The organism is Streptomyces sp. LE64 (assembly GCF_052606915.1).
Genome location: NZ_CP199708.1, coordinates 1,113,812 through 1,126,499 on the forward strand (window position 1 = coordinate 1,113,812; position 12,688 = coordinate 1,126,499).

Genomic DNA, 12,688 nt, shown 5'->3' on the forward strand with positions numbered 1-12,688 from the left:
GCGGACGCCGCCTCAGAGGGCGGGCGCCTTCTCGATCGTGAGCTCGATGGTGAGGGTGGCGCCGCCGGCGGTGGTGATGCGGAGCAGGTGGGTGCCCGAGGTCTCGTCCGCGAAGAGTGCGGGCAGGCGGAGCAGTCCGTCCTCGTCGGTGACGAGGTCGGTCCGGGTCCGCACGGGGTTGCCGTCAGCGTCCTTGAAGTGGGGGCCCCGGTCGTTCTCGGCAGGGCCTTCGGCGGACTTGACGAGGGTCGCCGAGGCGGCGACCCGGCCGGCCGCGGCTCCCCGGCGGGTGGCCTTGACCTCGATGGCGTCCGGGAACTGCCCACCCGGCAGACAGACCAACTCCTCGTCGCCGATGCGGACGAGGGCGTCGGCCTCGCGCTGGACGACGGCGGCCTGGAGGTCGGTGTGCACGCTGCGGCCCACCACCGCGGCGCGGACCTCGAAGCGGCCGGTCCGCTCCCCCGCGATCAGTGCGGGCGCGGTGGCGAACCCGGACCGGTCGGTGAGGACGCTGGCGAAGCGTTCGCCGCCGGGGAAGGCGGTGTCGGTTTCGCCCTGGACGGCGAAGCGGACCCGCACCCCTGCCACCGGGTCGCCGGACCGGGTGACCGCGCGCACCTTGGCCTGCTGGGCGAAGGTCTCCCCGGCGGTCGCCGTCAGCTGTGCGCTGCTGGCCGCCACCAGTCGTGTCACGGTGTCGGTGGGCGTGGGGGGCTTGGTCGGAGGTGTGGTGGGTCGGGTGGCCGGCGGCGGGGCGGGCGGCTTGGTCGGGGGCTTGGCGGGCGGTGTGGTGGGCGGCGTCGTCGGCGGGGTGCGGGGGTCTTCGGGCTCGGGCGACGGGCTGCGGCCCGGGCCCCCGGGCCGGGGGGAGGGCTCGGGTGCGTCCCCGGAGCGGGGCGGCCGGCGCTCCGCCGCCCCGTCGGCGTCCTCGGACCTGTCCGGGCGGCTGCGCTCCTTGGGCACGGTGCCGGTTCCGTCGGGGATCTCGTGGGTGCCCTCGCGGTAGTACTCCAGCCACGACAGCACGGTGTTCACGTACTCGGTGGAACGGTTGTAGCTGAGGATCGCGGCCCGGAGTTGGGAAGCGGAGGAGAGGTCGCGGCCGCCGGCGCAGAGGTAGAGTCCGGCGGCGAGCGCGGCATCGTAGATGTTGTTGGGGTCGCGCTGGCCGTCGCCGTTGCCGTCGGCGCCCCAGCCCTCGCCGTCCGGTCCGCCCTGACCCCAGGTGGAGGGGATGAACTGCATCGGGCCCACGGCGCGGTCGTAGTGCGGGTCGTCGTCGTAGGCGCCGTTGTCGGTGTCCCTGATGGTGGCGAAACCGTTGCCGTTGAGGACGGGGCCGAGGATCGGTGTGGTCGTGGTGCCGTCCGCGTCGACCCGGCCTCCGCTGGCGTGGCCCGACTCGACCTTGCCGATCGCGGCGAGCAGTTGCCACGGCAGCCTGCACTCCGGCTGGGAGGCGCGCAGTGACGATTCGGCCTTCTTGTAGGCGTCGAGGACGGTGGCCGGGATGCCGGACTCGGACCGGCCGCCGGTGGCCTGTTCACCCGCGGTGGGGGGCACCGCCGGGCTCTTGAGCGGTGGGAGTTCCGTGTAGTAGGGCGAGTCTCCGGTGGCTGAGGGCTCGGCGCCCTCTTCGTCCGGCAGGTTGTCGAGCGTCTGGAGGCCCGAGACGGAATCGGTCACTCCCTGGGCTCCGGGAGCGCCCGAGGCGGACAGCGCCGCCACGGCCAACGCCGCCACGGCGGTGGTCGCCGCTCCCTTGTACAGCCGTTTGCCGAAGTACGCCGCCATGAATCCCCGATTCCCCTTCCGCCGGTGCCCGTTCGCGGTACGCGCGGCTCTGGCGCACCCCGACGCCAGTGACCCTACGGCAACTTCCCCGGCGTAGGTACGGGCCGGTGACCGTTATGGGCGATTGGCTCATTGGTGGGGGGTAGGCGGGCGCGCACGACTCGCGACCGGGGGCTCCCTCCCGCCGTCACGGCCCGGAGCCGGTTGCCGCAAGGGCGGGGCCTCGCCGTGCGCACCAGCACGCCGAGGCCCCGCCCACTCCCGTGGCGGCGCCTCAGTGGGCGGCCGACTCCCAGGTGTCGCCGACACCGACCGACACGTCGAGCGGGGCCCGCAGGCGCACCGCGTCCGCCATCTCCCGGCGCACCAGCGCCTCCAGCGGCTCGCGCTCTCCGGGAGCGACCTCCAGCACGATTTCGTCGTGGACCTGGAGGAGCATGCGGGAGGCCAGCCGTGCCTCGTCCATCGCCCGGTCGACGTTCAGCATCGCGATCTTGACGATGTCGGCGGCCGTGCCCTGGATGGGGGCGTTGAGGGCCATCCGTTCGGCCATCTCCCGGCGCTGGCGGTTGTCGCTGTTGAGGTCGGGGAGGTACCGGCGCCGGCCGAACAGGGTCTCCGTGTACCCCGTGGCGCGGGCCTCCTCCACCACCCGCTGGAGGTAGTCGCGGACCCCGCCGAAGCGCTCGAAGTACGTGTCCATCAGGGCGCGGGCCTCCGCCGCCTCGATGTTGAGCTGCTGGGAGAGCCCGAACGCCGACAGGCCGTAGGCCAGACCGTAGGACATGGCCTTGATCTTGCGGCGCATCTCCGGGTCCACCGCGGACCGGTCCACGCCGAACACCTGGGAGGCGACGGTGGTGTGCAGGTCCTCGCCGGAGGTGAACGCCTCGATGAGTCCCGCGTCCTCGGACAGGTGCGCCATCACCCGCAGTTCGATCTGGCTGTAGTCCGCCGTCATCAGGGACTCGAAGCCCTCCCCGACGACGAACCCCCGCCGGATCGCCCGGCCCTCGTCGGTACGGACGGGGATGTTCTGGAGGTTCGGCTCGGTGGAGGACAGTCGCCCCGTGGCCGCGACGGTCTGGTTGAAGGTGGTGTGGATGCGGCCGTCCGCGGCGATCGTCTTGATCAACCCCTCGACGGTGACCCGCAGCTTCGCCTGCTCCCGGTGGCGGAGCATGATGACGGGCAGTTCGTGGTCGGTCTGGGTGGCGAGCCAGGCGAGCGCATCGGCGTCGGTTGTGTAGCCGGTCTTCGTCTTCTTCGTCTTCGGCAGGTTCAGCTCCCCGAAGAACACCTCCTGGAGCTGCTTGGGGGAGCCGAGGTTGAACTCACGGCCCACCGCGGCGTGCGCCTCCTTCACCGCCTGCTGGACGGAGCCCGCGAACATCTGCTCCATGGACTCCAGGTGCGCCCGGTCGGCGGCGATGCCGTGCCGCTCCATCCGCGCCAACAGCACGGAGGTGGGCAGTTCCACCTCGCGCAGCAGATCGGCCGCGCCGACCTCCGGCAACCGGGTCCCGAAGGCACCGCCGAGGTCGAGTACGGCCCGCGCCTGCACCATCAGGGCCTGCGCCTCCGCCTGTTCGTCCACGCCGAACGCGAGCTGCCCGTCGGGGGCTGCGGCCGGCGCCAGTTCCCGTCCCAGGTACTCCAGGGTCAGCGCGTCCAGCGCGAAGGAGCGGCGTCCGGGCTTCACCAGGTACGCGGCCAGGGCCGTGTCCATGGCGATGCCCTCGATCGTCCAGCCGTGCTCGGCGAAGGCCCGCAGCACGCCCTTGGCGTTGTGCAGCACCTTCGGCCGGTCGGCGTCGGCCAGCCAGCCGGCGAACGCGTTCTCGTCCGCCTCGTCCAGCTGGGACGGGTCGAACCAGGCCGCCGCTCCGTCCGCGGCGGCGAGGGCGACCTCGGTCACCGAGCCCGTCCCGAGGGACCAGGTGTCCACCGTGGCCAGCCCGAGGGGGGCGTCCGCGTGTCCGGCCAGCCAGGGGGCGACCTCGCCGGTCCCCAGCACGCTGCCGTCGACCTCGACGGCCGCCTCGATCACCGGCTCCTCCCCGGCCTCTCCCGGGTCCACCGCGAGCAACCGCTCGCGCAGGGACGGGTTGCGGATCTCCAGGGTGTCCAGGACCAGCGCCACGGCCTTGCGGTCGTACGGGGCGCGTTCCAGGTCGGTGACGGTCCTGGGCAGCTCGACGTCCCGGGTGAGCTCGGTGAGCCGGCGGTTGAGCTGCACGGACTCCAAGTGGTCGCGCAGGTTCTGCCCGGCCTTCCCCTTGACCTCGTCGACCCGCTCCACCAGCTCCGCGAACGAGCCGAACTGGTTGATCCACTTCGCCGCGGTCTTCTCCCCCACCCCCGGGATGCCGGGCAGGTTGTCCGAGGGGTCGCCGCGCAGCGCGGCGAAGTCCGGGTACTGCGCCGGGGTCAGGCCGTACTTCTCCTGGACCTTCTCCGGGGTGAACCGGGTCAGCTCCGAGACGCCCTTCGTCGGGTACAGCACCGTGGTGTGGTCGCTGACCAACTGGAAGGAGTCGCGGTCACCCGTGACGATCAGCACCTCGAAGCCCTCGGCCTCCGCCTGCGTGGCCAGGGTGGCGATCACGTCGTCGGCCTCGAAGCCGTCCACGGCGAACCGCTCGGCGTGCATCGCGTCCAACAGTTCGCCGATCAGCTCGACCTGGCCCCGGAACTCGTCGGGGGTCTTCGAACGGTTCGCCTTGTAGTCGGCGTACTCCGCGGAGCGCCACGTCCGCCGCGAGACGTCGAAGGCGACCGCGAAGTGCGTGGGCGCCTCGTCACGCAGGGTGTTCGCCAGCATCGAGGCGAACCCGTAGATCGCGTTCGTCGTCTGACCCGCCGCGGTCGTGAAGTTCTCCGCGGGCAGCGCGAAGAACGCCCGGTACGCCAGCGAGTGCCCGTCCATGAGGAGCAGTCGGGGCCGGTCACCCCCGCCCGTGCCCGCCGCGGTCCCGGTCTTGTTCGATGCTGTCTCTGCCACGCCCCCGATCCTGCCACGCCGCACCGACAGCCGTGGCCGCCCCGCCCCGGACGCCCCCTGCGCACCCGGGCGGGACCGCGGGGGCGCGGAACGGAGCCGGGACGGTATAGACAGGGAACGGCAAGGACGGCAGGAGGGCCCCGCGGCACGTCACCGCGGGCGCCCGCGCTCGACGAGGAGCCGAGATGGCCAGTGAACCGCCCCGGCACGACCCGGTGCAGGACGATCCCGAGGTGACCCCGCCCCGGCACGCGGCGGCGGGGCTGCCCGGCGTCGGGCACGCCCTGCGCCACGCGCACCGACAGATGGGCGTGCGGCGCACCGCGCTCACCCTGCTGCGCGTCAACCAGGAGGACGGCTTCGACTGTCCCGGCTGCGCCTGGCCGGAGCCGGAGCGCCGCCACACGGCGGAGTTCTGCGAGAACGGTGCCAAGGCCGTCGCCGAGGAGGCCACTCTGAGGCGGGTCGGCCCCGCCTTCTTCGCCGAGCACTCCGTGTCCGGGCTGGCCGCCCGCAGCGGCTACTGGCTCGGACAGCAGGGACGCCTCACCCACCCCCTGCACCTGCCCGAAGGCGCGGACCACTACCGGCCGATCTCCTGGGAGCGCGCCTTCGAGCTGATCGCCGCGGAGTTGAACGCGCTGGACTCGCCCGACGAGGCCGTCTTCTACACCTCCGGACGCACCAGCAACGAGGCGGCGTTCCTCTACCAGCTCTTCGTCCGCGAGTTCGGCACCAACAACCTCCCCGACTGCTCCAACATGTGCCACGAGTCCTCGGGGTCGGCGCTCACCGAGACGCTCGGCGTCGGCAAGGGCAGCGTCCTGCTCGAAGACCTCCACCGGGCCGACCTGATCGTCGTCGCCGGCCAGAACCCGGGGACGAACCACCCGAGGATGCTCGGCTCGCTGGAGAAGGCCAAGCGGGCCGGGGCGAAGATCATCACGATCAATCCGCTGCCGGAGGCGGGGCTGGAGCGGTTCAAGGACCCGCAGAGTCCCCGGGGGCTGCTGCGGGGCACCGCCCTGACCGATCTGTTCCTCCAGATCCGCATCGGCGGCGACCAGGCGCTGTTCCGCCTGCTCAACCGGCTGCTGCTGGACGCCGACGCGAACGGCACCGCGGGGGCCGTGGACCACGAGTTCGTCCGTGCGCACACCCACGGCTTCGAGGCGTTCGCAACCGCCGCCCGGGCCGCCGACTGGGAGCGGACGCTCGCCGCGACCGGACTGGAACGCGCCGCCGTGCAGGAGGCGTTCCGGATGCTCCTCGCCTCCCGTCGGACGGTGGTGTGCTGGGCGATGGGCCTGACCCAGCACAAGCACTCCGTCGCGACCATCAAGGAGGTGGTCAACCTCCTGCTGCTGCGCGGGGCCGTCGGTCGGCCCGGTGCCGGGGTGTGCCCGGTGCGCGGCCACTCCAACGTGCAGGGCGACCGCACGATGGGCATCTTCGAGCGCCCGGCGGACGCCTTCCTCGACGCGCTGGCGGAGGAGTTCGGCTTCGCTCCCCCGCGGGCGCACGGCCACGACGTGGTCCGCGCCATCCGGGCGCTGCGCGACGGCGCGGCGAAGGTCCTCGTGGCCATGGGCGGCAACTTCGTCTCCGCCTCCCCGGACACCGCCGTCACCGAAGCCGCGGTGCGGCGGGCACGGTTGACCGTGCACGTCTCCACCAAGCTGAACCGTTCGCACGTCGTCACCGGGGCGCACGCCCTGATCCTGCCGACCCTCGGGCGCACCGAACGCGACGTGCAGGCGGGCGGGCCGCAGTTCGTGACCGTCGAGGACTCCATGGGCGTGGTCCACGCCTCCCGGGGGCGGCTCGCCCCGGCCGGCCCGGAGCTGCTGTCCGAGCCGGTGATCGTCTGTCGGCTGGCCCGTGCGGTGCTCGGCGACCGCAGCGTCGTGCCCTGGGAGGACTTCGCCGTCGACTACGGGAGGATCCGCGACCGCATCGCGCGCGTGGTGCCCGGCTTCGAGGACTTCAACGCCAAGGTCTCCCGGCCCGGCGGGTTCACCCTCCCGCACGCCCCGCGCGACGAGCGCCGCTTCCCCACCGCCACCGGCAAGGCCAACTTCACGGCCGAGCCCGTCACCCACCCCCACGTCCCCGCCGGACGGTTGCTGCTCCAGACGCTGCGCTCCCACGACCAGTACAACACCACCGTCTACGGGCTCGACGACCGCTACCGGGGCATCAGGAACGGACGCCGCGTGGTGCTGGTCCACCCGGAGGACGCCCGGGCGCTCGGGTTCCCCGACGGGTCCCACGCCGATCTGGTGGGCGAGTGGCGGGACGGGGTCGAGCGGCGCGCTCCGGGGTTCCGGGTGGTCCACTACCCGACGGCGCGCGGGTGCGCCGCCGCGTACTACCCGGAGACGAACGTCCTCGTGCCCCTCGACGCGACGGCCGACACCAGCAACACTCCGGCGAGCAAGTCCGTGGTGATCCGGCTCGAACCGTCCGGCGCCGGCCCCGCAGGCACCTGAGCCCCCGCTCACCCGACCTGGTAGGAAGGGACGGACACGCCGGGTCGACCGACCCGGCGCCACCGAGGAGGAGTCCATGGGCGAGCAGCGCACGGTGAAGTTCCCCCAGGAGGTCGTCGACGAGTACGCGGGCCTCGGCGTCGACCTGCCCGCCCTGTTCTCCGCGGGGCACCTCGGCACCCGCATGGGCATCGAGATCCAGGAGGCGTCCGCCGAGCGCGTCGTCGGGACGATGCCCGTCGAGGGCAACACCCAGCCGTACGGGCTGCTGCACGGCGGGGCATCGGCGGTGCTCGCCGAGACCCTCGGTTCCATCGGCGCGATGCTGCACGGCGGGGCACGCCGGATCGCGGTGGGCGTGGACCTCAACTGCACCCACCACCGCGGGGTGCGCTCCGGCTCCGTCACCGGCACCGCGACCCCCGTGCACCGGGGCCGTTCCACCGCCACCTACGAGATCGCCGTCACCGATGCCGAGGGCAGGCGGGTGTGCACCGCGCGCCTCACCTGCATGCTGCGCGAAGCGGACGCCCCGAAGGGCTGAGCGCGCCCGCCCCACCTCCCGAGCCCGCGGGTCCGCCCGCGGGCTCGACGCGTTCCCGCCGCCCGGGCGGTGACGGGGAGGCGGGCCCGTTCGCCGCCGGGGGACCGATCGTCCCCCGACGCTCCCGGACACGCCCGCGCCGCGCCCCTGCCGCAGGGGAGACGCCGCGCCCCCTCTCCGCACTCCCGGATCGTTCCGCCCCACTCGGCTCCACCCGCTTCGTGGAGCCTTCATCCACCATTCCCGGAAATCACGAGGAAAAGACCGACAAGGGAACCCGGTACGAATTTCCGGGAATGCACGCCCCGTCACACCGAGTAGCGGAAAGGCGATCTTGATTCATCGCCTCAATGGTGGCTCCATCTAAATTATCGATCATTTCCCGCAGTCGAAAGATCACCGAGCGACCGCTCTCCGATACATCCCGCACTGCTCAGCGGAGGGGTTCGCGCACGAAATGCTGACCACCGGGAGAAACTCCGGAGCCACCTTCACCACAAAGAACGGAATCTCAAATTCCGCCCTGTCATAACAAGAGAGTCACAAGCGCACCCGGGCCACTGCCCCGGGCCGGGAGTCAGGCTTTAGAGTCACCGCCAGTCACCGATCCATCGGGAGTTCAGTACCAGTTCGACATTGCTCCGGCCCATTCAGGGAAGGGCGGGTCGACGGAAAGGACTGATCGTGCGACAGCGTTCTTTGCTGATGCTCACCTCCGTTCTCACCACCGGAGCGCTCGCCCTCACCGCTTGTGGCTCGCGGGACGACACGGGCGCGGGGGACGGGTCCAGCGGCGACACGACCCTCACCATCGGTGTGGACGCACCCCTGTCCGGGGAGAATTCCGCTACGGGACTCGGCATCCGGGGCGGCGTCAAGATCGCCGTCGACGACGCCAACGAAAAGAAGCTCGTTCCTGGTGTGAAATTCGAGCTCAAGGCGCTCGACGACAAGGCACAACCGGCCACCGGACAACAGAACGCGACAGCCCTGGTCGGCGACAAGTCCGTCGTCGGGGTCGTCGGCCCGCTCAACTCGGGGGTCGCCCGGTCCATGCAGCAGGTCTTCGCCTCCGCCAATCTGGTCCAGATCTCCCCCTCCAACACCGATCCCGAACTGACTCAGGGCAAGAACTGGCAGAACGGCGACAAGAAGCGCCCCTACGCCACGTACTTCCGCACCGCGACGACCGACGTCATCCAAGGTGGATTCGCGGCCGACTACGCCTTCAACACCCTCAAGAAGAAGAAGGTCTACGTGGTCGACGACAAGCAGGCGTACGGCGCCGGCCTCGCGAAGATCTTCCGAGAGGATTTCCAGGAGGCGGGCGGCACGGTCGTCGGCACCGACAGCATCAACACCGGGGACAAGGACTTCGCCGCCCTCATCACCAAGATCGAGGACGCCAATCCCGATCTCGTCTACTACGGCGGCCAGTACGACGAGTCCCAGCTCATCACCAAGCAGCTGAAGGAGGCCGGGGCGAAGATCCCGCTGTTCGGCGGCGACGGCATGTTCACCCCCACCTACATCGAGACCGCGGGCGCCACCGCCGAGGGCGACCTCGCCACCTCCGTCGGCGTCCCGGTCGACACCCTGCCGGCCGCCAGGACCTTCATCGAGACCTACAAGGCCAAGGGGTACAAGGGCGACTACGGCACCTACGGCGGCTACTCCTACGACGCCGCGTCCGCGATCATCAACGCCGTCAAGTCGGTCAAGGAAGCCAACGACGGCAAGCTGCCCGGCGCGGACGACCTGCGCGAACAGGTCGTCGCAGCGGTCGGCAAGAGCGACTTCGAGGGCATCACCGGCAAGGTCTCCTTCGACGAGTACGGGGACACCGGCAACAAGCAACTGACCGTCTACCAGGTCGAGCAGGGCACGTGGGAAGCCGTCAGGACCGGCACCCACAACGGCTGACGCACCACGGCACCGCACCGGCCGACGCCCGGACGCCGACACCACCCCGGAGTCCGGCGGGCACCCCCGGGCCGCGCGGACGACGGACCCGACCGCGCGGCCCCGCGTCTGACCCACCCCGCCCCCCAAGCGACTATGGAGGCCACGCGGTGAACACCCTGCCGCAACAGCTGGCCAACGGGCTGCTCCTCGGCTCGATGTACGGGCTGATCGCCATCGGCTACACGATGGTCTACGGCATCGTCCAGCTGATCAACTTCGCACACGGCGAGATATTCATGGTCGGCGGCTTCGGCGCGCTCACCGTGTACGCCTACGTCCTGCCCACCGGCACCTCGATCTGGGCCGCCCTGCCCCTGATGCTCCTCGGCGGCGGACTGATCGCCGTCCTCTTCGCCGTGGGGGCCGAGAGGTTCGCCTACCGGCCCCTGCGTGGAGCGCCACGCCTGGCGCCCCTGATCACCGCCATCGGCCTCTCCCTGGCGCTCCAGGAGGCCGTCCGCAACTTCTACCCCCGTGCCGACAAGCCGCGCGTCTTCCCCCAACTCGGCGGTGGGAGCCACCAGATCGGCTCCCTGACGCTCACCCGGGCCGACGTCTTCCTGCTCGCGGTCGCCGTCGTCTGCATGACCGGACTCGCCCTCTTCGTCCGGCGCAGCCGCACCGGACGCGCCATGCAGGCCACCGCACAGGACCCCGACACGGCGCAGCTCATGGGCATCGACACCCACCGCATCATCGTCATCGCCTTCGCCATCGGCGGGTTCTTCGCCGCCGTGGCCGCGGTGGCCTACGGCTTCAAGTACGGCCACGTCGAGTACCGCATGGGCTTCATCATGGGGCTCAAGGCGTTCACCGCGGCGGTCCTCGGCGGCATCGGCAACATCTACGGCGCCATGCTCGGCGGGGTCGTCCTCGGCCTCGCCGAGACGCTGGCCAGCGCCTACATCGACGGCGTGCCCGGGATGGACCAGCTCGGCGGCGCCAGTTGGGCCAACGTCTGGGCCTTCTGCCTGCTCATCCTCGTCCTCCTGGTGCGGCCCCAGGGGCTGCTCGGCGAACGCGTCACGGACAGGGCGTGAGGGCCGTGACGACGAACCGGTACGCCGCGATCCTGCCCCTCCCCGCCCCGGCGGCCCGTGCGCTGGTCCTCGCCGGCGCCGGCGCGAGCCTCGTGACGCCGTTCCTCGCCTGGACCTGGACCAGCGCGTTCCCCGGCGACCTCACCGTCCACGGGTACCCCGGCGGCCTCCAGTGGATGACCTTCGTCGCCGCCGGCCTGACCCTGCTGTTCGCGCTGGCGACCCGTCCCGTCCCCGGGATGCGCCGGCTGAACCCGGGCGGCACCGACGCCCCGCTCGTGCTCAGCGCGCTCGGGCTCTTCGCCACCACCTGGTTCACCACCCTCGCCATCGCCGTCACCCTCGGCGGCCTGGCCCACCTGGAACCGGGCGGCCACATCGCCGCGGCGGCCTCCGCGCTGCCCCTGCTGGGGGTGCTCGCACTCCCCCAGCCCGCCGCGTCCCGCCCCGACGGCACCGTCGACCGGCGCGAGGTGCTGCGCCGGCTCGTCCGCAGACCGGAGCGGCTCGCCGCGCCGAGCCGCCCGCCCGCACCCTGGGTGCAACGTGCGGTCATCACCCTGGTCGTCATGGTGGGGCTGGCCGTCTTCACCTACGGCGTGGACACCCCCTCCGAAGAGGGCGAGACCTTCATCGGCTACCTCATCGTCGTCGTCTCCGGGATCTGGGCCCTCCACGCGGCCGGGGCCGTCGAGCGGTTCTCCCGACTGACCGCCGACAACCGGTCCTTCACCCTGGCGACGGGCTTCGCCGCGGCGATCCTCTTCCCGTTCACCCAGAACGACGACCACTACACCAACATCGGCGTCAACATCCTGATCTTCGGGACCGTCGCCCTCGGCCTGAACGTCGTGGTGGGCCTCGCCGGTCTCCTCGACCTCGGGTACGTCGCCTTCCTCGGCGTCGGCGCCTACACGGCGGCCCTGGTCTCCGGGTCCGAGTTCTCCCGCTTCTCCGGGGTGCAGTTCCCCTTCTGGGCGGCGGCGCTCACCGGGGCCGCGGCCTCCCTCCTCTTCGGAATCCTCATCGGTGCCCCCACCCTGCGACTGCGCGGCGACTACCTCGCCATCGTCACCCTCGGCTTCGGCGAGATCTTCCGCATCGCGGTCAACAACCTCGACGGGGACTCCGGACCCGACCTCACCAACGGCCCCACCGGCATCCCCGCCATCCCCGACCTCGAATTCCTCGGCTTCGACTTCGGCGAGACCCACGAGGTCGCCGGCATCACCCTCGGCAGGTTCGCCAACTACTACCTGTTGATGGTGCTGGTGATGGCCGTCGTCGTGATCGTCTACAACCGGGCCGCGGACTCCCGCATCGGCCGCGCCTGGGTCGCCATCCGCGAGGACGAGACCGCCGCCACCGCCATGGGGATCAACGGCTTCCGCGTCAAGCTGATCGCCTTCGCGCTCGGTGCCGCCCTCGCCGGTCTGGCCGGCACCGTGAGCGCCCACGTCACCTACAACGTGGTGCCCACCCCGTACCAGTTCGCCGGCTCCACCCCGCCGAACTCCGCGTTCCTGCTCGCCGCCGTGGTGCTCGGCGGGATGGGCACGGTCAGCGGCCCCCTGCTGGGCGCCGCGCTCCTCTACCTGTTGCCCGAGAAGCTCGTGTTCCTCCAGGACAAGTCCCTGCTCGCGTTCGGCGTCGCGCTGGTGGTGCTGATGCGGTTCCGTCCCGAGGGCATCGTCGCCGACCGGCGCCAGCGGCTCGCGTTCCACGAGACCGACCCACTCGACCCACCCGGCGGGCGGCACGCACCCGACCCGGCCGTGGACACCACCAAGGCGGGGGCGTGACCCACGTGAACACCACCACCGGCACCCGCCCCCGACCTGCCCCC

The 12,688-nt window shown here is 71.6% G+C and carries 7 protein-coding genes; 5 read left to right on the forward strand and 2 right to left on the reverse strand.

Features of this window, described 5'->3' with window-relative positions; translation table 11 throughout:
* Window positions 1-12: 12 nt before the first annotated feature.
* Window positions 13-1,797, reverse strand: coding sequence for a lytic transglycosylase domain-containing protein (locus ACSMX9_RS04975; RefSeq protein WP_445400267.1), 1,785 nt, complete (start codon window positions 1,795-1,797; stop codon window positions 13-15).
* A 274-nt stretch (window positions 1,798-2,071) separates the two neighbouring features.
* Complete coding sequence (gene polA, locus ACSMX9_RS04980) at window positions 2,072-4,801, reverse strand: DNA polymerase I (protein ID WP_445400269.1); 2,730 nt, start codon at window positions 4,799-4,801, stop codon at window positions 2,072-2,074.
* 185 nt (window positions 4,802-4,986) lie between these two features.
* Here polA and ACSMX9_RS04985 point away from each other — a divergent pair, with 185 nt between their 5' ends.
* From ACSMX9_RS04985 to ACSMX9_RS05005, 5 genes are all read left to right on the forward strand, one after another.
* Window positions 4,987-7,293, forward strand: coding sequence for an FdhF/YdeP family oxidoreductase (locus ACSMX9_RS04985; protein ID WP_445400271.1), 2,307 nt, complete (start codon window positions 4,987-4,989; stop codon window positions 7,291-7,293).
* Between the two features lie 76 nt (window positions 7,294-7,369).
* Complete coding sequence (locus tag ACSMX9_RS04990; protein ID WP_351246866.1) at window positions 7,370-7,837, forward strand: PaaI family thioesterase; 468 nt, start codon at window positions 7,370-7,372, stop codon at window positions 7,835-7,837.
* A gap of 699 nt (window positions 7,838-8,536) precedes the next feature.
* The gene (locus tag ACSMX9_RS04995) at window positions 8,537-9,760 is read left to right on the forward strand and encodes a branched-chain amino acid ABC transporter substrate-binding protein (RefSeq protein WP_445402893.1); all 1,224 of its coding nucleotides are present in this window, start codon (window positions 8,537-8,539) and stop codon (window positions 9,758-9,760) included.
* A 149-nt stretch (window positions 9,761-9,909) separates the two neighbouring features.
* Window positions 9,910-10,842 (forward strand): branched-chain amino acid ABC transporter permease, encoded by a 933-nt coding sequence (locus ACSMX9_RS05000; protein WP_445400273.1) that lies wholly within the window; start codon window positions 9,910-9,912, stop codon window positions 10,840-10,842.
* Window positions 10,839-12,644 (forward strand): branched-chain amino acid ABC transporter permease, encoded by a 1,806-nt coding sequence (locus ACSMX9_RS05005; protein ID WP_445400275.1) that lies wholly within the window; start codon window positions 10,839-10,841, stop codon window positions 12,642-12,644. Before ACSMX9_RS05000 ends, ACSMX9_RS05005 begins: the two co-directional genes overlap by 4 nt.
* Window positions 12,645-12,688: the final 44 nt, after the last annotated feature.

Bases quoted from the DNA above. Each gene is read 5' to 3' on its own strand.
- ACSMX9_RS04975 (WP_445400267.1), bottom strand. From the start codon at position 1,797: ATGGCGGCGTACTTCGGCAAACGGCTGTACAAGGGAGCGGCGACCACC.
- ACSMX9_RS04985 (WP_445400271.1), top strand. From the start codon at position 4,987: ATGGCCAGTGAACCGCCCCGGCACGACCCGGTGCAGGACGATCCCGAG.
- ACSMX9_RS04990 (WP_351246866.1), top strand. From the start codon at position 7,370: ATGGGCGAGCAGCGCACGGTGAAGTTCCCCCAGGAGGTCGTCGACGAG.